General features: G+C 64.7%; 23 protein-coding genes and 1 pseudogene. 11 read left to right on the top strand and 13 right to left on the bottom strand.

Translation table 11 applies throughout. The features are described from left to right. The first annotated feature begins 39 nt into the window (after positions 1-39). Together FJ418_RS13300 and FJ418_RS13305 are read left to right on the top strand one after the other, a co-directional pair. On the top strand, positions 40-987 hold the full coding sequence (locus FJ418_RS13300) for an aldo/keto reductase (RefSeq protein WP_140866029.1): 948 nt from the start codon (positions 40-42) through the stop codon (positions 985-987). Positions 988-1,064: 77 nt separating this feature from the next. After that, positions 1,065-1,685, top strand: a complete 621-nt coding sequence (locus FJ418_RS13305) for a LysE family translocator (protein ID WP_140866032.1) — start codon at positions 1,065-1,067, stop codon at positions 1,683-1,685. Positions 1,686-1,689: 4 nt separating this feature from the next. On the opposite strand, the gene FJ418_RS13310 is transcribed toward FJ418_RS13305, so the two are convergent. Beyond that, entirely contained in the window at positions 1,690-2,484 is a 795-nt protein-coding gene (locus tag FJ418_RS13310) for a 1-acyl-sn-glycerol-3-phosphate acyltransferase (protein WP_140658772.1), read from the bottom strand. Between the two features lie 161 nt (positions 2,485-2,645). Then, entirely contained in the window at positions 2,646-3,548 is a 903-nt protein-coding gene (locus FJ418_RS13315) for a LysR family transcriptional regulator (RefSeq protein WP_140866035.1), read from the bottom strand. Between the two features lie 101 nt (positions 3,549-3,649). Between FJ418_RS13315 and FJ418_RS13320 the strand changes: the two are divergent. Beyond that, a pseudogene (locus tag FJ418_RS13320) lies at positions 3,650-4,271 on the top strand (pyridoxamine 5'-phosphate oxidase family protein). Here the strand turns inward: FJ418_RS13320 and FJ418_RS13325 are convergent. From FJ418_RS13325 to ftsE, 3 genes are all read right to left on the bottom strand, one after another. After that, positions 4,268-4,996, bottom strand: a complete 729-nt coding sequence (locus tag FJ418_RS13325; RefSeq protein WP_140866038.1) for a YdcF family protein — start codon at positions 4,994-4,996, stop codon at positions 4,268-4,270. The pseudogene FJ418_RS13320 and the gene FJ418_RS13325 overlap by 4 nt on opposite strands. 157 nt (positions 4,997-5,153) lie before the next feature. After that, positions 5,154-6,146 carry an ABC transporter permease gene (locus FJ418_RS13330; RefSeq protein WP_140858606.1) on the bottom strand — a complete coding sequence of 331 codons (993 nt, stop codon included), beginning with the start codon at positions 6,144-6,146 and terminating at the stop codon, positions 5,154-5,156. Beyond that, a complete protein-coding gene (ftsE, locus tag FJ418_RS13335; RefSeq protein WP_140645185.1) occupies positions 6,139-6,798 on the bottom strand; it encodes a cell division ATP-binding protein FtsE in 660 nt (219 codons plus the stop codon). The genes FJ418_RS13330 and ftsE overlap by 8 nt, the downstream gene beginning before the upstream one ends. A 180-nt stretch (positions 6,799-6,978) precedes the next feature. Between ftsE and FJ418_RS13340 the strand changes: the two genes are divergently transcribed. The 3 genes from FJ418_RS13340 (at position 6,979) to FJ418_RS13350 (ending at position 8,763) form a co-directional block, all read left to right on the top strand. Beyond that, positions 6,979-7,608 (top strand): hypothetical protein, encoded by a 630-nt coding sequence (locus tag FJ418_RS13340; protein ID WP_140866040.1) that lies wholly within the window; start codon positions 6,979-6,981, stop codon positions 7,606-7,608. A 157-nt stretch (positions 7,609-7,765) separates the two neighbouring features. Further along, positions 7,766-8,308 (top strand): hypoxanthine phosphoribosyltransferase, encoded by a 543-nt coding sequence (gene hpt, locus FJ418_RS13345; RefSeq protein ID WP_027167478.1) that lies wholly within the window; start codon positions 7,766-7,768, stop codon positions 8,306-8,308. An 83-nt stretch (positions 8,309-8,391) separates the two neighbouring features. After that, the gene (locus FJ418_RS13350; protein ID WP_140704891.1) at positions 8,392-8,763 is read left to right on the top strand and encodes a response regulator; all 372 of its coding nucleotides are present in this window, start codon (positions 8,392-8,394) and stop codon (positions 8,761-8,763) included. Here FJ418_RS13350 and FJ418_RS13355 read toward each other — a convergent pair. Then, the gene (locus FJ418_RS13355; RefSeq protein WP_140866044.1) at positions 8,746-9,699 is read right to left on the bottom strand and encodes a DMT family transporter; all 954 of its coding nucleotides are present in this window, start codon (positions 9,697-9,699) and stop codon (positions 8,746-8,748) included. The genes FJ418_RS13350 and FJ418_RS13355 overlap by 18 nt on opposite strands. A gap of 368 nt (positions 9,700-10,067) precedes the next feature. On the opposite strand from FJ418_RS13355, the gene FJ418_RS13360 reads away from it, so the two are divergent. After that, positions 10,068-10,952, top strand: a complete 885-nt coding sequence (locus FJ418_RS13360) for a LysR family transcriptional regulator (protein WP_140866047.1) — start codon at positions 10,068-10,070, stop codon at positions 10,950-10,952. 137 nt (positions 10,953-11,089) lie between these two features. Here FJ418_RS13360 and FJ418_RS13365 read toward each other — a convergent pair whose 3' ends face one another. From FJ418_RS13365 to argH, 5 genes are all read right to left on the bottom strand, one after another. Next, the gene (locus tag FJ418_RS13365) at positions 11,090-13,720 is read right to left on the bottom strand and encodes a TIGR02302 family protein (RefSeq protein WP_140866051.1); all 2,631 of its coding nucleotides are present in this window, start codon (positions 13,718-13,720) and stop codon (positions 11,090-11,092) included. 114 nt (positions 13,721-13,834) lie between these two features. Then, positions 13,835-14,776, bottom strand: a complete 942-nt coding sequence (locus FJ418_RS13370) for a threonine/serine dehydratase (RefSeq protein ID WP_140866054.1) — start codon at positions 14,774-14,776, stop codon at positions 13,835-13,837. Between the two features lie 28 nt (positions 14,777-14,804). Continuing rightward, positions 14,805-16,073 (bottom strand): diaminopimelate decarboxylase, encoded by a 1,269-nt coding sequence (gene lysA, locus FJ418_RS13375; protein WP_140866057.1) that lies wholly within the window; start codon positions 16,071-16,073, stop codon positions 14,805-14,807. A gap of 55 nt (positions 16,074-16,128) precedes the next feature. Continuing rightward, positions 16,129-16,335, bottom strand: a complete 207-nt coding sequence (locus tag FJ418_RS13380; RefSeq protein WP_127253283.1) for a lipoprotein — start codon at positions 16,333-16,335, stop codon at positions 16,129-16,131. 129 nt (positions 16,336-16,464) lie between these two features. Then, entirely contained in the window at positions 16,465-17,865 is a 1,401-nt protein-coding gene (gene argH / locus FJ418_RS13385) for an argininosuccinate lyase (RefSeq protein WP_140866059.1), read from the bottom strand. Between the two features lie 33 nt (positions 17,866-17,898). Between argH and FJ418_RS13390 the strand changes: the two genes are divergently transcribed. Then, positions 17,899-18,582: a TlpA disulfide reductase family protein gene (locus FJ418_RS13390; protein WP_140866061.1), complete on the top strand. Its 684-nt coding sequence runs from the start codon at positions 17,899-17,901 to the stop codon at positions 18,580-18,582. Positions 18,583-18,587: 5 nt separating this feature from the next. Here the strand turns inward: FJ418_RS13390 and FJ418_RS13395 are convergent, their stop codons facing one another. Together FJ418_RS13395 and FJ418_RS13400 are read right to left on the bottom strand one after the other, a co-directional pair. Continuing rightward, a complete protein-coding gene (locus tag FJ418_RS13395) occupies positions 18,588-21,029 on the bottom strand; it encodes an EAL domain-containing protein (RefSeq protein WP_140866063.1) in 2,442 nt (813 codons plus the stop codon). Positions 21,030-21,189: 160 nt separating this feature from the next. Next, entirely contained in the window at positions 21,190-22,230 is a 1,041-nt protein-coding gene (locus FJ418_RS13400) for an endonuclease/exonuclease/phosphatase family protein (RefSeq protein WP_140866065.1), read from the bottom strand. A 253-nt stretch (positions 22,231-22,483) separates the two neighbouring features. Here FJ418_RS13400 and FJ418_RS13405 point away from each other — a divergent pair, with 253 nt between their 5' ends. The 3 genes from FJ418_RS13405 to FJ418_RS13415 all read left to right on the top strand — a co-directional run bounded on the left by FJ418_RS13405 (position 22,484) and on the right by FJ418_RS13415 (position 25,809). Then, entirely contained in the window at positions 22,484-23,836 is a 1,353-nt protein-coding gene (locus FJ418_RS13405) for an extracellular solute-binding protein (RefSeq protein WP_140866067.1), read from the top strand. Positions 23,837-24,002: 166 nt separating this feature from the next. Next, positions 24,003-24,887 carry an ABC transporter permease subunit gene (locus tag FJ418_RS13410; protein ID WP_140658787.1) on the top strand — a complete coding sequence of 295 codons (885 nt, stop codon included), beginning with the start codon at positions 24,003-24,005 and terminating at the stop codon, positions 24,885-24,887. Between the two features lie 7 nt (positions 24,888-24,894). Beyond that, the gene (locus FJ418_RS13415) at positions 24,895-25,809 is read left to right on the top strand and encodes an ABC transporter permease subunit (protein WP_140866069.1); all 915 of its coding nucleotides are present in this window, start codon (positions 24,895-24,897) and stop codon (positions 25,807-25,809) included.

A 25,809-nucleotide genomic window follows, 5' to 3' on the forward strand; every position in this document is an offset into this window, starting at 1 on the left:
TTGGGCCTCAAGCCCTTTCCAGCATCACGGAGATCAGTCTTGCAGAAACGCCGTCTCGGTCGCACCGACCTTTCCATCGCGTCGCTGGTCCTGGGCGGCAACGTCTTCGGCTGGACCGCCAACGAGAAGACCTCCTTCGACCTGCTCGACCGGTTCGTGGGCGCCGGCCTGAATGCCGTCGATACGGCCGATGCCTATTCGCGCTGGGTTCCCGGCAACAAGGGCGGCGAATCGGAAACCATCATCGGCAACTGGATGAAAAGCCGCGGCAACCGCGATCATGTCGTCGTCATCACCAAGGTCGGCTCCGACATGGGGCAAGGTAAGAAGGACCTTTCCGCCGCCTATATCGAAAAGGCGATCGACGCGTCACTGAAGCGGCTGCAGGTCGATGTCATCGACCTCTATCTGTCGCACTGGCCGGATCCGACCACGCCTTACGAGGAAACGCTCGGCGCCTATCAGCGCCTGCTCGAAAAGGGCAAGATCCGCTATGCCGGCTGTTCCAATCTCGATGCCGGGCAGTTGCGCGCGGCGCTCGACGTCGCCAGCCTGCGCAGCCTGCCGCGCTACGAGGTGCTGCAGCCTGAATACAATTTGTACGACCGCTCGTCGCTCGACGGACCGCTGCTCGACCTATGCAAGGCCGAGGATATCGGCGTCATCACCTATTTCAGCCTGGCCAAGGGATTTTTGAGCGGCAAATACCGCAGCAAGGCCGATCTCGGGAAAAGCGCGCGCGGCGAGGGCGTTGCCGGCTACCTCAACGAGCGCGGCATGCGCATCCTTTCCGCCCTCGATGCCGTGGCCGAGCGCCATTCGGCCAAGCAGGCGGAAGTGGCGCTGGCCTGGATCATCGCGCGACCGGGCGTCACCGCGCCGATCGCCAGCGCCACGACGCCCGCCCAGATGGACAGTCTGATCCGCGCCGCGTCGCTCAAGCTTTCAGCCGACGATATCGGGGCGCTGGACCGCGCCAGCTCATAGCATTTCGCACGATCGTCCAAGACGGCCATGACGATCCCTCGTAAATCCTGTCGCATCGCGGCAGGAGGAGGTACGGCATGGCCGACGGCATCTTGGGCGAAGCGCAGCCCTGGCAGCAAGTGCTGGCGCTTATCGTGGCCGCGACGGTCGTGATGGGCAGTCCGGGACCGGCGACGATCAGCGTCACCGCCATTGGCGCGGCGTTCGGCCTGCGTCCTTCCCTGCGTTACACCTCTGGCGTGGCGCTCGGCACGATCGCCGTGCTTCTGGCGGTGGCGGCCGGGATTTTCGGCATGCTGACCTCGCTGCCGGGAGTGGCGCCGGTGCTGGCGACCGCCTCGGCGGCCTACATCCTTTATCTCGCTTTCAGAATCGCGACCGCGCCGCCATTGGCCGAGCGCGGCAGCATGGCGACGAAACCTGATTTTCTCGGCGGCTTCATGCTCGCCATCGCCAATCCGAAAGCCTATGTGGCGATCGGCGCCGTGTTCGCCGGCGCAGCGTCGCGGGCCGATACGCTCGGCATTTCCACCAGGCTAATGGTGCTTGCCGCGATGATCGTCGCGATCCATGTGGCGTGGCTGCTTGCCGGAACGGCTTTCGCGCGCTTCCTGCGCCATCCGCTGGCCTCGCGGATCATCAATCTGGCGTTTGCCGCCACGCTCGTGCTGACGACTGCGCTGGCGGCGTTGCGGTAGCCGATCAGGTCTTCGCGGTCGCGCCGAGCTCCGCCAGCCGCTTCACTGCAGTCGGCGGCATGGGCGGCGGGTTCGGCGCTTGCGCCGCCTCGACAAGCATCTGATCGCAGGCGGCTTCGGTCTCGCCGATCAGCCGCTGCATGAATTCGTCCTTGCCGAGACCGGGCGGGATCGGCGGCAGGAAGCGGGCCTTGATGGTGCCGGGATAGCGCAGGAACTTGCGGCGCGGCCAGTAGAGGCCGGCGACATGGGCGACCGGCACCACCGGCACGCCCAGTTGCGAATAGATCTCGACAATGCCGTATTTGTAGGACGGCTCGGCGCCCGGCGGGCGGCGCGTGCCTTCGGGGTAGATGATGAGTTGGCGCGGATTGCGATCCATTTCCTGCCTGGTGGCGGCAACGACCGCCTTCAGCGCCTTCGAGCGGCTGCCCCGATCGACCGGGATCATGCGCATCTTCATGATGTACCAGCCGAAGAAGGGGATCCAGGTCAGCTCGCGCTTCAGGATGTAGAGGGCATCGTCGAGATGGGGGAAGAAGGCGATCGCGTCCCAGAAGGACTGATGCTTCGGCGCCAGGATGAAGGAGCCTTCGGGCAAGTTCTCGACACCCGTGATCTCACTCGTCGTCGCGGCGATCTTGTCATAGAGCCACATCGAGGTGCGCGACCAGAATTTCGGCACGAACCAGGCGCGGTGGCGCGGCGACAGGAAATAATAGGGCGTCCAGAAGATCATCTGGACGATCAGGTTGAGATAGAAGACGAGGTTGAACGCCAGCGAGCGGATGATGAGCATGCAAGGGGCCCGTGAGGAAGTGTGCGTTGGTTACACCAAGCGGCGGCAAAAAGGAAACGGCACGGGGTCGAATGCCGGCCACTCTTGCTTGCCGCAATTTCGGACGGAGGGTTACGGCGAAGTCGCCGAACCGAACCGCGATGCACTTTTCCGGGAATTGCTTAAAGCGACCGCGCCAGCCGCTCCTTCAGGCGCGGTGCCGCAAAATCGAGGAAGGCGCGCAGCTTCACCGGCAGCCGGCCCTGGCCGGCATGAACGAGGCTGACCGGCCAGGGCGGCGGCTCGAACGGCTCCAGCACCACCCGCAGCGCGCCGGCGCGCACGGCAGCGTCGGCCTGGTAGGACAGAACCCTGGTCAGGCCCAAGCCTGCAATCGCGGCATCGAGAGCTGCTTCCGCGGTGTTGACCTGCAGCCGCGAGCGCACCGGCACAACGATCTCCGTCTTGCCCGTGCCGAAAGTCCAGGTCGCGGGCGCGGCGAGACCTTCGAAAGTGACGCAGTTGTGGCCCGCGAGCTCTGATGGTTTCTCCGGCGTGCCATGTAGGGCGAGATAGGTGGGGCTTGCGCAGACGATGCGGCGGATCGAGCCGATGCGGATTGCAACCATGGCCGAATCCGGCAGCTCGCTGATGCGCACCGCCAGATCGATATGCTCCTCGGCCAGTTGTGTGATCCGGTCCGACAAGGTCAGGCGGACGTCCACTTGCGGATAGATGGCTAGAAAGCCAGTGATTACCGGCAGCACATGCAAGCGGCCGAAGACGACCGGCGCGGTGATGGCCAACTCACCGGTTGGATTGAGGTATTCGCCGGCAGCAGAGCGCTCGGCCTCGCTCACCTCGTCGAGAATGCGGCGGCAGGCGATGAGATAGGACTGGCCGGGATCGGTCAGCGTCAGCCGCCGCGTCGAGCGGTTGAGCAGGCGCGTCCCTAAGTGCTTCTCCAGTTCGGAGAGCTTGCGGCTGACGGTCGGCAGCGGCACGCCGACGCGCCGCGCCGCGGCGGACAGGCTGCCGGCCTCAACCGTGGCGACGAACAGCGACATGGCGTGGAGGCGATCCATTATTCTCCCGAAATCTGGAAGGATACCTTACAAATATGCTCCCTACATCCGATTTTCGGAAGGAGCTAAATCATGTGCGATCCTGTCAGAGGAGCGCCAGCATGAATGAATTCACCAGCGACGTCGCCTTCACGCCGACCGTCAAGGCCATCCAGTCCCGCAAGGGGTCGCGCGACTCCTATGCGCGCGTCGAGCAGCGCGGCGGCTGGCGGGCGACGATCACTGCCGACCTCGCCGCCTTCATCGAAGCGCAGACCAGCGTGTTCCTGGCGACGGCAAACGCCGAAGGCCAGCCCTACATCCAGCATCGCGGCGGGCCTGCCGGCTTCCTCAAGGTGCTCGACGAGCACAGGATCGGCTTTGCCGATTTTTCCGGCAACCGGCAGTTCATCACCCAGGGCAATCTCGAGGACAACGACCAGGCTTTCCTGTTCCTGATCGACTACATGCTCAGGCAGCGCATCAAGATCTGGGGCAGGGCGGGTGTCGTCGAAAATGACCCGGAGCTGACGGCGAGGCTGATGCCGCCGGATTACAAGGCGCGGCCGGAGCAGGCGATCCTGTTCACGGTCACGGCCTGGGATGCCAATTGCCCGCAGCACATCCCGCAGCGTTTCGAGGCGGCGGATGTCGCGGCGGCGCTGGCCGAGCGCGACCGGCGCATCGCAAGGCCTGGAGCAGGAGATTGCGCGTCTGCGCGAGAATGCGGCGGCTAAGGTTTAGTTCTTCACCATAGTCGATGCTTCCGCCAGCGTGACGCCCTCGGGCGCCGCGCGGAGCGGCAGGAAGCCGCGCGCCAGCGACAGCACATATTTGCTGTATTCGGTCAGCAGCACGCGCAGGGCCTCCGGCTTGGTCAGCCAGCCGCCATTGCCGAGATTGGTGTTGACCACCGGGTAGGGCTCGAGGCGCGCGCCATGCAGCAGCCGGCTCATTTCGAGCAGGCTGCGCGGCATGTGGTAATTGTTGGTGACGATGATGATGCTGCCATAGGCGTGGTTCTCCACCCATTTGGCGCTTTCCTCGGCATTGCCGATGGTGTCGAGCGCAGCGCGGTCGATATCGACGCAGCAGGAGAAGAGCTGCTTGTCGCCGCCCATTGCCGCCTGCAGCTGGCGCTTGGTGGCCGATGGATGGACGCCGCTGATCAGCAGGCGTTCGCCTTTGCCGGAGGCCAGCAGGTCCATCGCCGCGTCGAGCCGCGACTGACCGCCGGTGAGCACGATGATGGCGTCGGCCCTGGCCGGGTTGAGCGGGGTGGTCATATGGCTGACCTTGTCGGCGAACCAGCCGAAGCCGCCGGCAAAAAGCACCAGCGCGGCGAGAACGATGAAACCGCAGACGCGCAGGGCAAACCTCAAACGGCCCGACGTGGCGGAAGCAGCGGCGCGGGCATGCACCACCGGCATCCGTCCAGTTGTCCCGATCGACTCCCGCGCTTCCATCATCCCCAGGTTAATCCCGAAAGCATCCCATGGTTAACTCCGAAATGCGGCCTTTGATAGGTAAGACGGCGCACATTGCGTTACGGCAAGTGTCTCATCTGTGATCGTTGTCCTGTTTGGATATAACGCTTTGCGCCGATTTTCGGTCTGAACTCATGGGTCAGCCCGCATCCGGTTGGCGAACGTCGATGTCGCTGAGATAGGTGACGACGGTCGCGTGCGAGGTCGCCGCTGTCAGCGCGCCGATCACCAGCACCATCAGGCCGACGCCGAAATAGCCGGCGGAACCGATGGCGAAATTGCCGAACAAAGCGGTGGCCTGGTCGGCCTGGGGCGTGGCCATGTTGCGCGACGACCACCAGGAAAAGACGATGAAGACGGCGATCGCCAGAGCGCCGCCGGCAGCCGCGCCCTTCATGCCGGTGACCAGGAAATGCCAGCGGAATTCGCGCGCGATGAAGCGCGCCTCGGCGCCGACGAAATGCAGCACCTCGATGATATGGCCGTTGCCGGCCATGGCGCCGCGTGTGGCGAACACCACCGTCAGCACGGTCGCCGAAAGCATCAGCACCAGCACGGCGATGCCGATCGTCACCGTCGTGTGCGCCATGGCGACCAGACGGTCGACCCAGGTACGATGATCGTCGAGCGCGGCGGTCGGGATCTTGGGTGTGATGGCGGCGCGCATGGCGGCAAAGTCCGGCGGGCTGGCCTCGTCGATGGTGACGATGATAAGGCGCGGTACCGGCAGCTCGTCGATGTTGAGGCCGCTGCCCAGCCATGGCTCCAGAAGGCGCGCCGTCGCCTCGCGGTCGATGATCTTGGTGCCCTTCACGCCGGGGAACTCGCCGGCGATCTGCGAGGCCTGCGCAAGGGCCGCCTCCATGTCGAGGCCGTCGGCCGGCTTGATCTGGATCGTCGCCTCGCGCGAGATCTGGTTCTCCCAGACGGAGGCGGTATCGCGCACCAGCGTCACCGCGCCGAAGGTGAGGCAGGACAGGAAGGTCATGATGGCGATGACCAGTACCAATGCCCGCCCGGCGATGTTTTGCGCCGGCACGATTGGCGCCGTCTTGCGCTGCACACGCCGGACCGTCACCGGCGCCTCGGCGTCGGCTTCATCCTGCAGGTGATCGGCCGGAAAGTCAGTCATAGACGTCCAGCCTTCCGCCGGCCAGAATCATGCGGCGCGCATCGACCTGCTCCATCAGGCCGAGGTCGTGGGTGGCGATGACCACGGCTGTGCCCAGCCGGTTGAGCTCGATGAACAGCCTGAGCAGCCGGCGCGCCAGCGGCGGATCGACATTGCCGGTAGGCTCGTCGGCAAGCAGGATCTCCGGCTGCTCGATCAAGGCCCGGGCAATCGCGGCGCGCTGCTTCTCGCCGCCCGAAAGCACCGGCGGCAGGACATGCATGCGGTCGCCGAGGCCGACCCATTTCAGAAGCTCGGTCACGTCGGTGCGATAGCTCGCTTCCTCGCGCCCGCGCACGCGCAAAGGCAGCGCGACATTCTCGTAGGTGGTCATGTGGTCGAGCAGGCGGAAATCCTGGAACACCACGCCGATGCGGCGGCGCAGCAGCGGCAGTTCGCCGCGCGGGATGCGCGAGCGGTCCTTGCCGAAGATGGTGATCAGGCCGCGCGTCGGCTTCAGCGACATGAACAAAAGGCGCAGCAAGGTCGTCTTGCCGGCACCCGAGGGGCCGCTCAGGAACTGAAAGGAGCGCTCCGGAATGTGCAGGGAGATGTCGCGGAGGATCTCCGGACCCATGCCATAGCGGAGGCCGACATTTTCGAAGCGGATCACGTTCGGCGACCTGAAACTTTCGGCGGCGACGCGCCACAATCTACTTTAACAGACCATCGGCCGGCATGGTTAACCGGCGGTTAATTTTGCAACGTTCAGCGCGCATCAAAGCCATTCCGGTGGGGAAGCGTTAACCAATTCCGTTTACGCAAAAGAAACGAAGACTGCACTGGTGCCGTAATGGCTGACGAGAGAACCGCGCGCCCTGTTTCCGGCGAAATCATGACCGGCACGGCAACAAATGCCGCGCCGGAGCGCGTCATGTTCGATGCAGCCGATATCGTCGATGCCGATTATGTGGTGCTGCCGCGATTTGCCGCGGCGCCGTCGGCGCCCCCGCCGCAGATCCCTCCGACGCCTTCGATCGAAGGCATGGGCATGCTGCGCAAACCGGAAGCCGTGCCGTCGCGATCCTCGCGCGGCGGCCCGATGTTCTGGATCGCCGGCGTCGGCATAGCGCTGATCTCCTTCTGGGTGTCGGGCGGTCATGCGCTGGTCCGGCAAAGCCCCTTTTGGGCGGCCGCGGCGCCGGCGGGCGCGCTCACCATTTCCGGCGTAACGTCGCGCATCGATGAATCGGGCTTGAAGCCGGTGCTGTTCGTGGATGGCGAGGCGGCCAATGACGGGACGAGGTCGCAAACGCTGCCGCCGCTCGAAATCCGCGTCACCGACAACAATTCCAACATCATCCGCTACAGGCTGGGGACATCCAACCGCTCGCTGGCGCCCGGCGAAAGATTCGGCTTTTCCAGCCGCTTCGATGTGCCTAAAGACGGCGTAAGAACCGTCGCAGTCATCTTCGCCGGCTAGACGGGTCGATATTCAGGTGAGGCCGGCCTGCAAATAGCGGCTTCCTGCGCTTCCGGCCTTCGCCGGCCCAAGCACTTAGGAGTGGCGTGGCAGTTAAATTGAGGCTACGGCCGGCGTAGGCCGGTGCTCACGTGCGCCGATTTTTGAAGGAAAAACTATGCCAGTTGTGCGTGGCAAGGACATTGAGGTCCTGTTTTCGGCGTCGGCGATCGCGCGCCGCAATCTCGAGCTCGCCAAGGAAATCGCCGGGCGCGACTATCACGACCTGCTGGTGATCTCGATCCTCAAGGGCTCGTTCGTCTTCGCCGCCGATCTCATCCGCGCCATGCATGATGTCGGCCTGTCGCCGGAAGTCGAGTTCATCTTCATTTCCAGCTACGGCGCCGGCACCACGAGCGGCGAGGTCAGGGTGCTGCGCGACATCGACAATGAGGTCGCCGGCCGCGATGTGCTGTTGATCGACGACATACTGGAATCCGGCAAGACGCTTTCCTTCACCCGCGACCTGATGCTTTCGCGCGGCGCCAAGAGCTGCGCCATTGCCGTGCTGCTCGACAAGCGCATGCGCCGCCAGACCTCGCTCAACGCCGACTATGTCGGCTTCGACTGCCCGGACTATTTCGTCGTCGGCTACGGCATGGATGTCGCCCATGCCTTCCGCGAACTGCCGTTTGTCGGGGTGGTCAAGGGCGACGCCTGAGGAGGCGCAGGAGTCGTTCCGAAAAGCCGCCGTTCGTTAGAATTTTCAGAAAACGTCAACGTTTCGGCGGCATCTATCTCGGCATGGCAAAGCTTCTGATCGTCGAGGACGATGAGTCCGTCCGCACCCTCGCCGCCCGCGCCCTGGAGCGCGACGGCCACAATGTCACCATTGCCACCGACGGTGCGCAGGGCCTGGACATGATCCGGCGGGCCCGTGGCGGCTACGATCTGGTGGTGTCCGACATCCGCATGCCGGAAATGGACGGCATCGAGATGGCCACGGCGGCCGCGAGGGAATTCCCGACGATGAGGATCGTGCTGATGACCGGCTATGCCGATCAGCGCGAGCGCGCCGAGGAACTCAACGGCATCATCCTCGATGTCGTGCAAAAGCCGTTTACGCTTGCCGAGATCCGCGCCCGTGTCGGCAAGGCATTAAGCTGCTTCGCTTGAGACCGCGCCGGCCGCCGGCGCGGCCCTTCGCCGACGCCCGCCGCCGAGCGCAAGCAGGCCGGCGCCGATGATCAGCGCCGCGCCCAGCACGGTCGTTTCGCGCGGCACCTCGGCGAAGAACAGGAAACCCCACAGCGGCGACCAGAGAATGCCGGTGTATTCGAACGTGGCGACGCGGTTGGCCGGCGCCATGCGGTAGGCCTGCGACAGCAGGATCATGCCGGCGGAAGCGACGAAGCCGCAGGCGGCCATCTTCAGGAAATCCGGCATCGTCGGCCACACCCATGGCCGCACGAGGAATTCGATGCTCGGATGCGCCGCGTGGGTGATGCCGGCGAGATGAAAGACGGCCGCGACGGCAACGGCGCCGCTGAGGTAGGCGCCATTCTGGTAGAAGGCCATCACCGTCGACGATTCGGTGTCGCCGATGCGGCGCGCCATCAACTGCGAAAAGCCGTAGAGGAAGGCTGAGCCGAGCGACAGCAGCGCCGCCCAGTCGAACACGCCGGCGCCTGGACGCACCATCACCAGCACGCCGACCAAGCCAATCAGCACGGTCGCCAGCGTCTTCCACGAGACGCGCTCGTCGAGATAAGGGCCGGCCATCGCCATGATGAACAGCGGCGTCATGAAATAGAGCGCCACCGCGTCGGCCAGCGGCAAGGCGGCGATCGCCAGATAGTAGACCGTGTAGGACGAGAACTGGATGAAGGCGCGCAGCGTCAGCATGCCGAAGCGCTTCGACAGTACCGCCTTCAGGCCGACATCGGCCTGGACGAGCACGATCAGGATCGGCAGCGCGACGATGGCGCGGATCGCCATCACCTCGGTCACCGGATAGCCGCTCGACACCGCCTTCACCAGCGGATCCTGCAGCGAAAAGATCAGCACGCCGAGGCAGAGGCTCAGAATGCCTAGCACCATCCGGTTCTGCATCAATGTCGGCCCCCCGCGAGCCGTTGGTTATCCAATTCACGCAATTCCGGACGGAAAACCGCTGGGCACTTTTCCTGGAATTGCTCGTAGAGCAGGATGACGCTTCGTTGAACCGCCATCCTGCTCCAACTCTTGTCGTCTGAGCATGATCTTGTCCGAAAACCGGTTCCCGCTTTTCGGGATCATGCTCGTAAAAAGAACCCGCTACCATTTTCAGGCAGCGGGTACGAGTGAGGACTCTTCGATTGGTCCGCGGCCGATTTCGCGGTCGCATATCCAATGGGTATGGCGACTATCCTGCGGTGTTTGACATCTTGCAAACGAATTGGAATGATGCCAGCAATCAAATTTTCTTATGGCGGAAATCGATGAAGCCCGTGCTCGACAGCGACCTCCTGCGCACTTTCGTGGCGGTGGCCGAAACCGGCAATTTCACCCGCGCGGCGGAGAAAGCCGGGCGCACGCAATCAGCCGTGTCGATGCAGATGAAGAAGCTGGAGGACATGGTCGGCGACGATCTGTTCGAGCGCGGCTCGCGCGGCGTGGCGTTGACACGCCGCGGCAGCGAATTGATCTCGAACGCCCGGCGGATCGTCTCGCTGCTCGACGAGACGGCCGCCTCGCTGGTGGCGCCGCCGCTCGGCGGGCTGGTGCGCATTGGCATCCCGGCCGAATATGGCCGGTCGATCCTGTCGCGGGCACTCGGCGAATTCGCCAAGCGCCATCCGCGCGTCGAGGTCACGGTGCGCTACGCGCATTCTGATTCGCAGGTGAGGGCGCTCGCGGCGGGCGAGCTCGATCTCGCGGTGGTGTTCGAATGGGAGGGCTCTTCCGGCGGCGAGGTGCTGATGCACGACCCCACGGTGTGGGTGACGTCGACGCTGCACCACATGCATGAGGAACGGCCGGTGCCGATCGCGCTTTACAGCCGCAACGGCTGGTGCCGCGACTTCGCCATCAAGTCGCTGCAGCAGCGCGGCCTCGACTACCGCGTCGCTTATACGAGCGACACCAATGGCGGCCTGACGCTCGCCGTCACTTCCGGCCTTGCGATCGCGCCGATCTCGCGCAGCAACATCCCGGACGATTGCCGCGAGCTGACGGTAGCCGACGGCTTCGGCGACATCGATTCCTCCAATGTCGTCCTGCACCGCAATCCGCTGGCGACCGGCGAGGCGATCGACGGCATGGAGAATGCGATCCGCGAGGCCTTCATGCTGACCAGGCAGCCACCGGTTGCGGCCGGTCTTTGAATTCTGCAACTGTGTCCGGTTTGGAGCGGTTTGCCGATAGAATTCGGGCGCCTTGGCGATGTCGAACATGCGCAGGATCGGGGTGACGGATCCAAGTTTCGGCGTAGGTGACGGAAATCCGGAAGGCGTAGGCGAGCTTACTTCAGCTCCAGCAGCCGCTCGAGATAGCTGCGCTCGATATCGGGGCTGAGCGCATTGCCAAGCCGCTTGCGGATCGCGTCGAGGATCTGGCGCGCGCGCTGCACGTCGATCTCGTCGGGAACCTTGACCGAGGTGCCGTCATCGGGGCCGTTGGTGGCGCGCGGCCGCCCCAGCGGATCGCGGTCGGCGTCCTGCTGGCGGCCGCCCTGTTCGTTGCCGCCCTGATCGCCCTGCATGGCCTGCATCTGTTTCATCATGTCCTTGGCGCCACGGCGCAGCGCCTCCAGCGCGCGGCCCTGGTGGCCGACGGCCTGGTCGCCGTCGCCTTGGCCCAGCGATTGTTCGGCATTGCCCATCGATTTGCCGGCCTCGCCGAAGCCCTCATTGGGCTCCATGCCCATTCCCTCGAGTCCCTTCTTCAGCTGGTCGAGCTCGCTCTGCAGCTGGCCCTGGCCCTCCTGCAGCTGCTTCAGCGCATCGGCCAAATCCTTCGGCGACATTTTCGGACGTCCGAGCGGATCGCGGTCCTGGCCGGGACCGGGCCGCTGCTGCTGGTCGTCGAACTGGCCCTGTTCGCCGTCCTCGCCAAGCTGCTGTTGCTCGCCGCCTTCGCCACGCTGCCCGCGCTGCATCTGGTCCAGCCGGAATGTGTCGTTCATCATTTCCTGCTGGCGGCGCATGATGTCGCCGAGCTTGTCCATCTGCTGCCGCAGCTCGCTGTCCTGCTCGCCGCCCTGCTGCTGGCGGCCGGCCTGCAGGTTGTTCATCATGTCCTGCAGCTCGGAGAGAAGCTGCTGGGCCTTGTCGCGATCGCCCGATTTGGCCAGATTCTCGATCTGGTCCATCATGCGGTCGATATCGCTCTGGCGCAGCTCGCGGCCGTTCTGCTGCATCTGCGGCGCGTTCGGGTTCTGCTGCGCGCGCTGGGCGAATTCCTGCAGGAACTGGTTCATCGCCTCGCGCAGTTCCTTCATTGCCTTCTCGATCTCCTGATCGCTGGCGCCGTTCTTGATGGCATCCTGCAACGCCTGCTGCGCCTGGCGCAGCCGCCGCTCGGCGGCCGACAGATTGCCTTCCTCGATGCCGAGCGCGATCTCCCACAGATAGGACACGACGTTGCGCAGCTGGTCGTCGCTCTCGGAGAGCTTCAGCCGGCTCCTCGCGCTCATGATGGTGAGATAATTCGACATGTTGTCGAACGTGTCCTCGGGACGCAGCGTGATCGCGTCCATCAGGTCGAGGACGCGCGGCTTGGCATTGGTGTCGAGCGCCAGCAGCCGGCGCTGCTCGATCACCGCGCGGGCGAGCGGATTGGCGAAAGGCCGCTCCGGCATCACCATTGTCTTGGTTTCGCTGGTCGCGGTGTGGCCGGCATCGTCGGTGGCGCTCAGCGTCAGCTTGATGTTGGTGCCGGCCCAGACATGCTCGGTCAGGTCCTTGGTCGTCTTGGCCGCGTTCGCCTTGCCGCCGCGGCGCGGCAGCGTCAGCGGCATGTCGGGCGCGCCGTAGAGCGGATGGGCGTTGGCGGCCGGCGGGTTCGACGGCTCGAAAACGGCCTTGGCGGAGGCGGCGCCGTAGTCGTCGTCGATCTGGTAGTTCAGCTCGATGGCGCCGTTGACCGCGCGCTTCGGCTCGCCGACGAAGCGGATCGTCGGCGGCTTGTCAGGAATGACGGCAAAGGCCCAGTGGCCGAGATCGCCCTCGCCGGATTTCAGCGTCAGGGTGCCGTTGGTGTTCAGCTTGCCGGAGAACTGTCGCACCTTTGGCGCCGTCTGGCTGGCGGCGGCGGGCGCGGTCCCCTTGGCTGCTCCGGGGGGCGCCGCGGGCTCGATGGCGCGGTCATTGCCGCCTTGATCGGCATAGCTCAGCGTTTCCTCGCCCGAGCCGCCAGTGACGCGCAGCGAAACGTCGCTGCCTTGCGGAACGGAAAAAGTCTGGACGGTCTGGTTGGCATCGGCGGTCAGGAACAGCGGCGCCTTGCCGGTATAGGCGGGCGGCGTCACCCAGGCGTCGATGCGCGGCGGCAAGGCGTCGTGCGCGGCGCGGGCGACAAAAGCGTCGCTGACCCTGCCGCCAAAGGGTCCGAGGGAGAAGGCCAAAGCCGTAACGAACAGCAGCCCCGCCAGGGCGCGCAGGCCCCAGCGGTCATAATCCGGCACGCCGGTGCGCGGCCGATCGGCGCCGAGGCTCGAAAGCCGCTCGGCCATGCGCTTCTGGTGCTCGCGCCACAGCGCCTGCGAGAAGATGCTGTCGGCGCCGCTTGGCCGGTCGGTCTGCACCTGCACCGGGCTGTGCAGCAATTCGTTCGCCGCCTCGATGCGCCTGTCGACCTCGGCGGCCGAGGGCATGCGGAAGAAACGCAACGGATAGAGCGCCGCGACCGCCGCCAGCGCGAACAGGATCAGAAGGCCGATACGCGCCGAGTCCGGCAGGCGCGGGAAAAGGCCGAACCACGAAAAGCTGAAAAACAGGCTGGCGACGACCAGCAGCGGCAGCACGAGCGGCCAGGCGCGCTCGAAGGTCATCGAGGCCCGCGTCGCCAACCGGCTGAGCGCCAAGCGCCCGGCCAGGCCGCGTCCATCGCCGGCCCGGCCGCGTTCGCCGCTGGAAATGGGTCGTTCGGTCATCGGCCCTTCCTGCCCGGGCACAATAGCCCGGACATCATCACCAGAAGGATACCAGCAAACACGGCAAAGGCGAGGCGGGTTCCAAAAACGTGAAGCGGTTTGGCCGGGTTATGATCAGAAATTGGCGGGATTCGTGTTGGAACCGCAGACGAGGATCGCCACGCGCTCGCCCTCCGCCGGCACATAGCGCCCGGAAAGCATGGCGGCGAAGGCCGCGGCGCCACCAGGCTCGGCGATGATTCGCACGCGGTCCCACAGCGCTTTCTGCGCCGCGACGATGTCGTCGTCGCTGACCAGGATCGAGCGTTCGACGAACGCCTCGGCGATCGGGAACATCATTTCGCCGACGCGCTTCGGCGCCAGCGAATCGGCGGCAATGCCTTCGGCGGGCGCATCGACCGGCTGGCCGGCCTCCAAGGCGCGGTAAAGCGTCGGCGCCCCCTCGGGCTCGATGGCGACGATGCGGATGCGTCCCGAGAACCAGGCGGCGATGCCGCCGATCAGGCCGCCGCCGCCCACGGCGACCAGCAGCGTGTCGATTTCGGGCAAGTCGGCTTCGATCTCCAGGCCGAGCGTGCCCTGGCCGAGCAGCGTTTCCTCCTGGTTGAAGGCATGGATCTGCAATGCGCCGGTCCTGGCCGCAAAATCCTCGCTGGCGGCGAGCGCCTCTGCATAACGCGCGCCGACGACCACCAACTCGGCGCCGTAGCCGCGAATGCGCGCGAGCTTCGCCGGCGGGCTGACCTCGGGCACGAAGATGGTCGCCTTGTGGCCGAGCTTCATGGCGGCATAAGCGACGGCGGCGCCATGATTGCCGCCGGACGCGGCGACCACGCCGGCCTCGGGCACCTGGCGTTCGAGCAGGTTGGTGAAGGCGCCGCGCGCCTTGAAGGAGCCGGAATGCTGCAGGCATTCGAGCTTGAGATCGACCGGAAAGACGGGACGGCCGAAATCCGCCAGGTCGACGCGCATCACCGGCGTATGGCGGACATAGGGGCGGATGCGCGGTTCGACAGCGGCGATGCGCTCGCGCGTGATCGTCTTTTTTTCCAGCATGGCCAACTCCTTAAGGCGCGCCGCTCGGTTATTTCAGCCAGTCGGGAACCGAATCCAGTCCGATCAGGTCCTCATAGGTCTGGCGCGGCCGCACGACATGAAAACGGTCGCCGTCGACCAGCACCTCTGGCACCAGGAGCCTGGTGTTGTAGGTGCCGGCCTGCACCGCGCCATAGGCGCCGGCGGTGGAAACCGCGATCAGATCGCCTGCCTTCAATCTTGGCAGGTCGCGGTCGAGACCGATGAAATCGCCGGTCTCGCAGACCGGGCCGACGACGTCGACCTTCATGCGCGGGGTGGAGGCAGGCGGCTGCACCACCGGCCGGATGTCGTGGAAGGCGTCATAGAGCGTCGGCCGGATCAGGTCGTTCATGGCGGCGTCGACGACGAGGAAGTTTTTGGCGTCGCCTTCCTTCACATAGATGACCTCAGACACCAGGATGCCGGCATTGCCGACGATCAGGCGGCCGGGCTCGAACATCACTTTCAGGCCCAGACTGGTGACGTGCTTCCTGACGATCTCGGCATAGGCGTCGGGCAGGGGCGGCGGGCTGTTGTCGACGCGGTAGGGAATGCCGAGGCCGCCGCCGAGATCGACATGCTCGATCGAATGTCCGTCGGCGCGCAGCGCCCCGACCAGTTCGACCAGCAATGCGAAGGCATCGTCGAACGGCTGCAATTCGGTGATCTGGCTGCCGATATGGGTGTCGATGCCGGCCACCCTGATCCCGGGCAGTTCAGCCGCGCGGGCATAGACCTGCCGCGCGCGCTGCCACGGAATGCCGAACTTGTTCTCGGCCTTGCCGGTCGAGATCTTCTTGTGGGTCCTGGCATCGACATCCGGATTGATGCGCAGCGAGATGGGCGCCACCTTGCCGAGGGCCGCGGCACGCGCCGACAGCAATTCCAGCTCCGGCTCGGATTCGACGTTGAAGCAGAGAATGCCGGCCGAAAGCGCGAAGTCCATCTCGCGCGCGGTCTTGCCGACGCCGGAAAACAGGATCTTGCTGGCCGGGACGCCGGCGGCCAGGGCGCGGCGCAACTCGCCTTCCGAGACCACGTCGGCGCCTGCGCCCTGCCTGGCCAGCGTCCTCAGCACGGCCTGGTTGGAGTTCGCCTTCATGGCGTAGCAGACCAGCGCGTCGAGGCCGGAAAAGGCCTCCTTGAAGACGCGGAAATGCCGGGTCAGCGTCGCCGTCGAATAGCAATAGAAGGGCGTGCCGACCTCGGCTGCGATGTCGGGGATGGCGACGTCCTCGGCATGGAGCACGCCGTCGCGGTAGTCGAAATGGTTCACGGGGTTCGGTTCCGGAAGGTTGAAGCTCGATGAGATCGGGTCGATCTCATCGGCTCTAGAGCAGGGGATCGAGGATGAACTTCCTGTCCTTGACCGGTTTTTCCGGCTCGGGCGGCACCGGCTGCTTGGCCTTTTCCGCATCCTTGCGCGCCTGCTCCGCCGCCTCATAGGGCGTGTCTAGGCCGGTCTTCCTGCCGCAGGCCGTGACGGTGACAACCGCCGCCAGCAGCGCCAGCGTCACCAAAATCCTGCTACGGGTCATCGATCCATCCGTTCGAAACTGTTTCTTGTGACGCCGCTTTTAGCCGAGTTTTCAGCGCTTTGCATCCCGGCAATTGCTTTGATGCATGTCGTTGTCCCAGAACCGCTGCACACTTCTGGGCGACATGCATTAAGCCTTGGCGAGCCGCTTTTTCCAATAGCGGATCTGCTTTCGCACTTCCGACGGCGCGGTGCCGCCGAAGCTTGTGCGGCTCTTCACCGAATTCTGCACGGCAAGCACCGAAAAGATATCGTCGGTGATGCCTGGATGGATCGAGCGCAGGTCGTCCAGCGAGAGCTTTTCCAGCCCGAGCTTCTTCTCCTCGGCAAGCGCCACGGCGCGGCCGGTGACATGATGGGCCTCGCGGAAGGGAAGGCCGAGATTGCGCACCAGCCAGTCGGCAAGGTCGGTCGCGGTGGCGTGACCGGCGCCGGCCGCCTTCTTCATGGCGGCGGCGTTGACGGTCATGTCGCGCACCATGCCGGCGGTCGCCGCCAGCATCAGGTCGAGCGTCTCGGCGGCGTCGAAGACCGCTTCCTTGTCTTCCTGCATGTCCTTGCCATAGGTCAGCGGCATGCCCTTCATCACGGTCAGCAGGCCGACGAGATGGCCGTTGACGCGGCCGGTCTTGCCGCGCACCAGCTCGGCGGCGTCCGGGTTCTTCTTCTGCGGCATGATCGAGGAGCCGGTGGAGAAGGAATCCGACAGGCGGACGAAGCCGAATTGCGGCGTCGACCAGATGATGATCTCCTCGGCGAGCCTGGACAAATGCGTCGCGCAGATCGCGGCGAGGCTCAGGAATTCGAGCGCGAAATCGCGATCCGAAACGCTGTCCAGCGAATTGCGCGTCGGCTCGCGGAAACCCAGCGCCTTCGCGGTCATGTGGCGGTCGATGCCGAAACTTGTGCCGGCAAGGGCCGCCGCGCCGAGCGGGCTTTCGTCCATGCGCTCGATGGCGTCGCGGGCGCGCGCGAGGTCGCGGCCGAACATCTCGACATAGGCCATGCAATGGTGGCCGAAAGTCACCGGCTGCGCCGCCTGCATATGGGTGAAGCCGGGCATGACGGTCGCCGCATGTTCCTCGGCGCGTTCGAGCAACGCGGCGATCAGGTGCTTCAACGCCCGGGTGACGCGCTGGCATTCCTGCTTGACCCAGAGCCTGAGGTCGACCGCCACCTGGTCGTTGCGCGAGCGGGCGGTGTGCAGGCGTCCCGCCGTCGGGCCGATCAGGTCGGCAAGGCGGGCCTCGACATTCATGTGGATGTCTTCCAGCTTGGTCGAGAATTCGAACGTGCCGGCCTCGATCTCTTTCAGGATCGTGTTCAGCCCGTGAGCGATTTTTTCTTGATCTGCCGCCGAAATAATGCCCGTTTCGGCCAACATCTCGCTATGGGCGATCGATCCGCTTATGTCCTGCGCATAGAGCTTGCGGTCGAAGCCGATCGACGCGTTGATCGCTTCCATGATTGCGGCCGGACCCGAGGCAAAACGTCCGCCCCACATCTGGTTGCTGGCCTTCTTGTCGCTCATCGCTATAACCCGTGCTCCGGAGCAGTTTTGAAAATGGCAGACGGCAAGAGATTCTTTTTTCCGGCTACGCGCCTCATCCTGGCCGCCTTGCTGGCGGGCGTGCTGGCGGGCGCGGTCGCGGTATATGTCAGCGAGAGCGGTTCTGGCAACAACGCTCCCGAGAAGGTCGCAGCGGCTGCCGGCAAGGATGATGCCGCCTGCGCGGCCAAGGCCGGGCGCGCCAAGCAGATCGCCGCCAAGGCCGTCGGCCAGGTGGCCGCGCTGCAGCCGGCCGACCCGCCGCAGTCGCTGAAGAGCCTGGCCTTCAACGGCCCCGACGGCAAGCCGATGACGCTGGCCGACCATGCCGGCAAGACGGTGCTGCTCAATCTATGGGCGACATGGTGCGCGCCGTGCCGCGCCGAGATGCCGGCGCTCGATGCGCTGCAGAAGGAAAAGGGCGGCAATGCCTTCGAGGTGGTCGCGGTCAATGTCGACACCGGCGACGACACGAAGCCGAAGAAGTTCCTCAACGAGATCGGCGTTCAAACGCTTGGTTTCTACCGGGACCCGACGATCGCCCTGTTCAACGAGGTCAAGACGCGCGGGCTGGCGCTCGGGCTTCCGGTGACCATGCTGATCGACGCGGATGGCTGCCTGATCGCACATATGAACGGCCCGGCCGAATGGTCGAGCCCCGATGCCAAGCGGCTGGTGGAAGCGGCGCTCGAACCCTGATCGTATCAGGCTGAGCGCGCCGCCGCGGCAGGCTCGAGCATCAGGATGCTGCCGCCGCTCCTGCCGGCAGGCTTGACGCCGTCATCGGCGGCCGAAACGCCGGTCAGCTCGCCGAACGCCTCGATCGGGCCAGGCCTGCCGAGATAATATCCCTGGCCGATGTCGCAATCCTCGGCATCGAGAAAGCGCAGCTCGTCCAGCGTCTCGACGCCTTCGGCCAGGACCGGCAGGCTGAGGCCGCGCCCCAAACCCAGCACGGCGCGCACGATGGTCGCCACCTGGTCGTTGCGGTCGACAGACTTGATGAAGGATCCGTCGATCTTGATCTTGTCGAAAGGGAAGGCGCGCAGGTTGGACAGCGACGAATAGCCGGTGCCGAAATCGTCCATCGCCACCCGCACGCCGAGCGCCTTGATCTGGCGCAAGGTGGCCAGCGCCCGCGGCATGTCCTTCACCAGCGCCGTCTCGGTGATCTCGAGCTCGAGCCTGCCCGCCGCCAGGCCTGAACGAAGCAGCACCTCATGCACCCGGCGGCTGAAATCGAGGTTGTGAAGCTGCACCGCCGAAACGTTGACCGCGACCGTCAACGGGTTCTTCCATGTCGCGGCCTCGTTGCAGGCCGTCGCCAGCACCCACTCGCCGATCTGGGCGATCGAACCGCTATCCTCGGCCACCGGGATGAACACCGAGGGCGGAACCTCTCCGCGTTCGGGATGCTGCCAGCGGAGCAAGGCCTCGAAGCCGACCATCCTGCCGCTGCTGATTTCCTTCTGCGGCTGGTAGACGAGCCGGAATTCGCCGCGCGCCACGGCCTGGCGCAGGTCCTGCTCCATGATGCGCCGGTCTCGCGCCTCGGCGCCCATCGAGGCCTCGAAGTAGCGGAACGTATCCTTGCCCTCGGCCTTGGCGCGATAGAGCGCGGTGTCGGCATGGCTGATCAGCGCCGCCTGTTCGTCGGCGTCGAGCGGGTAGAGCGCGATGCCGATGCTGGCCGAAACCATGCCGCCGGGCGACAGCCGGTTTTCCTGACGCAGCGCCGAAAGCACCGCTTCGGCAATGCGGCCGGCCGCCCGCGGGTCGGGAAGGCTGGGGGCTATGATGGCGAATTCGTCGCCGCCGAGCCGGGCCAGCATCTGGCCGTGGCGCAGCACGCCGGAGGCGCAGTGAGCCACCTTTTGCAACACGGCGTCGCCGGCGGCGTGGCCGAAGAGGTCGTTCACTTCCTTGAACCGGTCGAGATCGAGAAGCATGAGCGCCAACTGGCCGTCTTTGCCGCCTTCCCCGGACGCGGCGATCTCGGCTTCCAGGCGGCCGGTGAAGCTGCGGCGATTGGCAAGCCCGGTGAGCGGGTCGTAATGCGCGAGGCGTATGATCTCCTGCTCGGCCTTCCTGCGCTCGCGAATATCGCGGACGGCAACGACCAGGTGCGGCTTGCCGCAATAGTCGATGCTCCTGGCGATCAGTTCCACCGGAATCCGGCTGTCGTCCTGGCCGCGCAGGTCGACCTCCTGCGCCTGCCCGTTGCCGGCGGCGACGGCGGAAGCAATCCGCTCGCCGAACAGGTCGCCCAGCGTCATCGCGTTCAGCGTGCCGGCGGCGATACCGCTCAGCGCAGCGATGCTGTCATTGGCGCTGACGATGCGGCTGCCGTCGCAGACGATGAGGCCTTCGACGGCGGCATTGGCAAGGCCGTGCATACGCTCCGCCTCTGTCCTGTGGCGGCGGAAGCGCAGGTCGATCCACAGCGCCGTGGCCGACAGCACCAGGATGACGAGGCTTGCCGCCGCGGCGGCAAAGGCCTGCGACATCGGCGCAATCGTGAATTTCGAGATCTCGATCGAGGAATCCGGATAGATCGAGACGGCGGCCATGGCGATGAAATGCAGCGTGCAGATCGCCAGCGTGAGCAGGACAGCGCCGGCGACCGTCGCCTGTGTGGACGGCCGGCGAAGCACGACAAGCATGGAGAGCGCGGCAAGCGTTACACCCGAGGCCAACGATGCGGCGACCAGCAACCGGTTCCAGACGATCCGACCTTCGACTTCGAAAGCCGCCATGCCGGTATAATGCATCGTGGCAATGCCGATGCCGAGCACGGCGCCGCCGACGAGGTAGTGGTCGATGCTACGGCGCACCGTCGCGATCCACATACCGGCCGCGGTCAGGATGACGGACATCGCCAGCGAAGCCACCGAAAGCTCGGCGTTGTAGGCGTTGGGTATTCCCGGCGTGAAGGCGATCATGGCGATGAAGTGCGTCGCCCATATGCCGAAGCCGGTCGACGCGGCTGCAATCAGCAGCCACACATGACGGTTTCGGCTGGTCGATTGGTCGACATGGCGAAGCAGGTTGACGGCGGAGAAACAGGAGATTCCGCAAATGAGCGCGGCCAGTGCCACCAGTCTCAGGTCGTGCTCGTTCACGATGCAATTATAGACGGTCAGCATCTTGCTTCACCTGATCTCCCCCATCAATCAAGGCAACATGATTGATTAGGACCGGACGGCTGAAGAATCGATTATGCTGCCCGCAACCGTTGCGTGCCTTCCAGGTTGTATTGATGCGCCGGAACGATCTCGGGATCGATTGTGTCGATCCGGCAGGCTGTTACTTCACCCGCACCGTGACCACCAGCGCCTCGTGATCGGCGCTCGGGCTGCCGTCCGGCAAGACCGCCGGCAGCGTCGCCGGCGCGCTTGCCGTGAGGCCGCGGGTGAAGAACCAGTCGATATGGCCGGCCGGCGTCAAGTCGCCGACCGCGCGCCGCTGGGTGGGCTTGTCGAAAGCATTGGCCGTCTTCCAGTCGTAGCCATGCTCGGCAAACACCGCGAACAAAGGCTCATGGCGCTCCGGATACATCAGCCGGTCCGGTTCGGCGGCAACGCGCTTTAGCCACGCCGCAGGATCGTCATTGCGTTCCGGGTATGTGGCGGTCAACGTGTTGAAGTCGCCGCCGATCAGGACCGGCGCCTCCGCGTCATACCTGTCGATGGCGTCGAGGAGATGGCGCGTCTGGTCGGCGCGGCCGGCAGGCGTGGTGCGGTTTTCGAGATGCACCGAAACGACGGTGACCCGATGGTCGCCGACCACCACCTGCCCGCCAAGCGCCATGCGGCCGCCAATGCGCGGCTGGCCGTGCTCCGGCAGGAACCAGGCGCCGGCCGCGTCCAGGCGAATGAGAAAAGGCCGCAGCAGCGGAACGGCACTGGTTACGGCGTTGCCATGGAAGCCCTCCGTGTTCTCGGCGCCGCCATTTGCCACTTGCTCCGTCTCATTGCCGGTGCCGAGTTCCAGGAACTCGACGCCATAGGCGTAGGAATGACCCAGACGATCGGCAAGCCGGCTCAACAGATGGCCGTTGCCGGAGCGGGCCATGCCTTTGTCGACCTCGGACAGCAGCCCGACGTCCGGCGCCCGGCCGGCGATCGTTGCGGCGATGGCATCGACATGACGCAGCCGCTCGACGTTCCAGGCCATGACGGTCAGGCTCCCGCCGACGCTCCCGCGCGTCGCCTGGCCGCCGATCTCGATCTCGCCCAGGGCGGGAATGGCGGCGGCGTGGCGCAGATGGGTGGCGCTGTCGCGCGGTCCGTTCCGCATCGCGTTGCGGGCGGCGACAGGCACGTGCGTGAGCTGCGGGACCAGCATGTCTCTTCTCATCCAGTTAGCCGGTTAATCACGGAAGGCCTTTTCGGCGCTTCGAGGCGCCCTAGCTTCCTAGAGCGCCGATGTGACGTTTTCATGCCGGCGCGACCGCTGCCAGGGGAGGAGAGACTGGCTGTCCACAGGAACCGCTTACCGGTCCAGGGGCCACAACAGAACTGTCACATACCTTCTCTATGAGAGCGGGCAAGGACTTGCGCAAAACCCTTGTCACACTGCCAATCAAGAGGGAAAAACCATGACGATCATCAAGCGGGGCTTTGCCGCCCTTGCCGCCGGCGCGCTCAGCACCGCGCTCGCGGTTCCTGCTTTTGCGGAGCCGGTCAAATTCGATTTCTGGTTCGGTCTTTCGGGCGATCTCGCCGGCGTCGTCGATACGCTGTGCAAGAACTTCAACGAATCCCAGAAGGACTACGAGGTCGTCTGCACCAGCCAGGGCAATTACGACGCCACGCTGCAGAACACGATCGCCGCCTTCCGCGCCGGCAAGCAGCCCACCGTCGTCCAGGTCTATGACGTCGGCACCGCCACCATGATGTTGTCGGGCGCCTACAAGCCCGCCGACAAGCTGATGGAAGAAAACGGCTACAAGATCGACTACAGCGACTATTTCCCAGGCATCGCGCGCTATTACGCGACGTCGAAGGGCGAGATGCTGTCCTTCCCGTTCAACTCGTCGACCGCGCTGATGTACTGGAACAAGGACGCCTTCGCCAAGATCGGCAAGACCGAGGCGCCGAAGACCTGGGAAGATGTCGCCGCCGACCTCCAGGCTCTGAAGGACGCCGGCTATGATTGCCCGATGGCGATCAACATCTCGGCCAACGAAAGCTGGCAGCTGATGGAGCAGTTCTCGGCGCTGCACAACCAGCCGGTCGCCACCAAGAACAACGGCTATGACGGCCTCGACGCCCGCCTCGAAGTCAACAAGACCAAGTTCGTCCAGTACGTCACCGACCTCAAGAAGTGGTATGACGCCGGCTTGGTCAAGATCAAGTCGAAGGATCTCGGCCAGGATATGGTTCAGGCTTTCGCCACCGGCACCTGCCAGCTCATCCTGACCTCGGTCGGCGACCACGGCACGGTCGGCCGCACGCAGAAGGAAGGCATGAACTGGGACGTCGCCGAGCTGCCGGTCTATGCCGGCACCGAGCGCAAGAATTCGCTGGTCGGCGGCGCTTCGCTGTGGGTGCTGTCGGGCAAGTCGGACGGCGAATACAAGGGCGCGGCCGCGTTCCTCAACTTTATCCACGACCCCAAGACCGCTTTGTTCTGGTCGACCAACACCGGCTACATTCCGGTGACGAAGTCGGGCTTCGATTTCATGAAGTCCAACGGCTTCTACGACAAGGCGCCCTATAAGGGCCGCGAAGTGGCTATCGCCAGCCTGACCGCGTCGGAGCCGACCGACATCACCCGCGGCGTTCGCCTCGGCAACTTCACCCAGATCCGCGCCGAGTTCGGCACGCAGATGCAGGCGATCTTCGCCAACAAGGTCAGCGTGCAGGAAGGCCTCGACGCGCTGGTCAAGAATGGCGACGCGATCCTCGATCGCTTCCAGCAGACCTATCCGGGTAAGACCCTGCCCTGATCCCGGATACTGGAACGGCCGCCCGCCGAGCATCGACGGGCGGCCATTTCATATGGGTTTTTGATTTACGCATGTCTTTGTCCCGAAACCGGTTCCCACTTTCGGGAGACATGCTTTAGTCTTGTGCCGCGAGAGCGGGTTGCGGTTCAACGACATCGGCGGATCGATGGAAAAACGCGTCACTTTCAGCAAATGGACGATCGGCATCCTGTTCGCCGTGCCGCAGCTTTTCCTGATCTTCACCTTCTTTTACTGGCCGGCCGGGCAGGCCGTGTACTGGTCGCTGACGCTGCAGCAGCCTTGGGGCGGCGGCAATATCTGGGTCGGGCTCGACAATTTCCGCTCGATCCTGTCCAACGCCAGTTACTGGGACTCGATTACCGCCAGCATGATCTTCGCCGGCATCAGCACGGGTCTGGCGATGACAATCGCGCTGGTGCTCGCCGCCTTGACCGACCGGCAACTTGCCGGCTCATGGCTGTATCGCGTGGTGCTGATCTGGCCCTACGGCATTGCCGCGCCGGCGCTTGCGCTGGCATTCCGCTTCATCCTGGCGCCGGAAGCCGGCTTCATGGCCGTCGTCAACCGAGCCTGGCCCGGCTTCTGGGACCCGGGCCTCGACGGCGCCGACGCCATGGCCTCGATCATCATCGCCTTTTCCTGGAAATATGTCGGCTACAATTTCATCTTCTTCCTCGCCGCTTTCCAGGCGATTCCGCGCTCGCTGATCGAGGCGGCGGCGATGGACGGCTCCGGCGTCATCCGGCGCTTCTGGGATATCCAGTTCCCGCTGATCACGCCGACCATCTTCTTCCTGCTGGTCATCAACATCACCGAGAGCTTCCAGGACTCCTTCGGCATCGTCGACATCATGACCGCCGGCGGCCCGGCCAACGCCACCAATCTGATGGTCTACAAGATCTATTCCGACGGCTTCAAAGGTTTGGATTATTCAGGCGCCGCCGCGCAGAGCATCATCCTGATGCTGCTGATCATCGCCCTTACCATCGTTCAGTTCCGCTTCATCGAGCGGCGCGTGCATTACCGGTGAGGCGGCCATGGTCGAGCGCACCCCGATCCTCAATTTCTTCACGCATCTGATCCTGTTCGCCGGCTTTGTATTCTGCGTGGCGCCGTTTGTTATCGTCGCGATCGCCGCCTCGCACAATCTGAAGGACGTCAACGACGTGCCGATGTCGCTGCTGCCCGGCAGCGATTTCTGGGTCAACATCAAGACGGCGTGGGCGACCGCCGATCTCGGTCCGAAGCTGCTCAACTCCTTCATCATGGCGTTTGGCGTGGCTGCCGGCAAAGTGATCATCTCGGCGCTGACCGCCTTCTCGATCGTCTATTTCCGCTATCCCGGCCGCATGCTGATGTTCTGGCTGATCTTCATCACGCTGATGCTGCCGCTCGAGGTGCGCATCGTGCCGACCTACGCGGTGGTCGCCAACGTGCTCGAGCCCTATCAGGCGATCATGGACCTGACCGGCCTCTCCTGGCTGATCGAAAAGGTCTCGGGCGTGCAGGTTTCGCTCAGCCTGGGACTGCTCAACTCCTATAGCGGCCTGATCCTGCCGCTGGTCGCCACCGCCACCGGCACCTTCCTCTACCGCCAGTTCTTCCTGACCGTGCCGGACGAGTTGACCGAGGCGGCGCGCATGGACGGCGCCGGCGCGCTGCGCTTCTTCGTCGATATCCTTCTGCCGCTGTCGCGCAACAACATGGCGGCACTCGGCACCATCATGTTCCTGTGGGCCTGGAACCAGTATCTGTGGCCGTTGCTCATCACCACCGACCAGTCGCATGCGATGGCGGTGACCGAGCTGAAGCAGCTCATACCCAATGTCGGCGGCGCGCCGGAATGGCATATCGCCATGGCCGGCACGCTGATCGTCATGCTGCCGCCGCTGATCGTCGTGGTCTTGATGCAGCGCTGGTTCGTGCGCGGCCTGATCGCCACCGAAAAATAG

The sequence above is a fragment of the Mesorhizobium sp. B2-8-3 genome (genome assembly GCF_006440815.1).
GTDB lineage: Bacteria > Pseudomonadota > Alphaproteobacteria > Rhizobiales > Rhizobiaceae > Mesorhizobium.

Coding starts and splice junctions, on each gene's coding strand:
- FJ418_RS13365 (WP_140866051.1), bottom strand. CDS start 13,720: ATGACCGAACGACCCATTTCCAGCGGCGAACGCGGCCGGGCCGGCGAT.
- FJ418_RS13410 (WP_140658787.1), top strand. CDS start 24,003: ATGGAAAAACGCGTCACTTTCAGCAAATGGACGATCGGCATCCTGTTC.
- FJ418_RS13400 (WP_140866065.1), bottom strand. CDS start 22,230: ATGCTGGTCCCGCAGCTCACGCACGTGCCTGTCGCCGCCCGCAACGCG.
- hpt (WP_027167478.1), top strand. CDS start 7,766: ATGCCAGTTGTGCGTGGCAAGGACATTGAGGTCCTGTTTTCGGCGTCG.
- FJ418_RS13415 (WP_140866069.1), top strand. CDS start 24,895: ATGGTCGAGCGCACCCCGATCCTCAATTTCTTCACGCATCTGATCCTG.
- FJ418_RS13325 (WP_140866038.1), bottom strand. CDS start 4,996: ATGATGGAAGCGCGGGAGTCGATCGGGACAACTGGACGGATGCCGGTG.
- FJ418_RS13350 (WP_140704891.1), top strand. CDS start 8,392: ATGGCAAAGCTTCTGATCGTCGAGGACGATGAGTCCGTCCGCACCCTC.
- FJ418_RS13405 (WP_140866067.1), top strand. CDS start 22,484: ATGACGATCATCAAGCGGGGCTTTGCCGCCCTTGCCGCCGGCGCGCTC.
- FJ418_RS13330 (WP_140858606.1), bottom strand. CDS start 6,146: ATGACTGACTTTCCGGCCGATCACCTGCAGGATGAAGCCGACGCCGAG.
- FJ418_RS13395 (WP_140866063.1), bottom strand. CDS start 21,029: ATGCTGACCGTCTATAATTGCATCGTGAACGAGCACGACCTGAGACTG.
- FJ418_RS13370 (WP_140866054.1), bottom strand. CDS start 14,776: ATGCTGGAAAAAAAGACGATCACGCGCGAGCGCATCGCCGCTGTCGAA.
- FJ418_RS13380 (WP_127253283.1), bottom strand. CDS start 16,335: ATGACCCGTAGCAGGATTTTGGTGACGCTGGCGCTGCTGGCGGCGGTT.
- FJ418_RS13315 (WP_140866035.1), bottom strand. CDS start 3,548: ATGGATCGCCTCCACGCCATGTCGCTGTTCGTCGCCACGGTTGAGGCC.
- FJ418_RS13305 (WP_140866032.1), top strand. CDS start 1,065: ATGGCCGACGGCATCTTGGGCGAAGCGCAGCCCTGGCAGCAAGTGCTG.
- FJ418_RS13360 (WP_140866047.1), top strand. CDS start 10,068: ATGAAGCCCGTGCTCGACAGCGACCTCCTGCGCACTTTCGTGGCGGTG.
- FJ418_RS13340 (WP_140866040.1), top strand. CDS start 6,979: ATGGCTGACGAGAGAACCGCGCGCCCTGTTTCCGGCGAAATCATGACC.
- argH (WP_140866059.1), bottom strand. CDS start 17,865: ATGAGCGACAAGAAGGCCAGCAACCAGATGTGGGGCGGACGTTTTGCC.
- FJ418_RS13310 (WP_140658772.1), bottom strand. CDS start 2,484: ATGCTCATCATCCGCTCGCTGGCGTTCAACCTCGTCTTCTATCTCAAC.
- FJ418_RS13390 (WP_140866061.1), top strand. CDS start 17,899: ATGGCAGACGGCAAGAGATTCTTTTTTCCGGCTACGCGCCTCATCCTG.
- FJ418_RS13355 (WP_140866044.1), bottom strand. CDS start 9,699: ATGCAGAACCGGATGGTGCTAGGCATTCTGAGCCTCTGCCTCGGCGTG.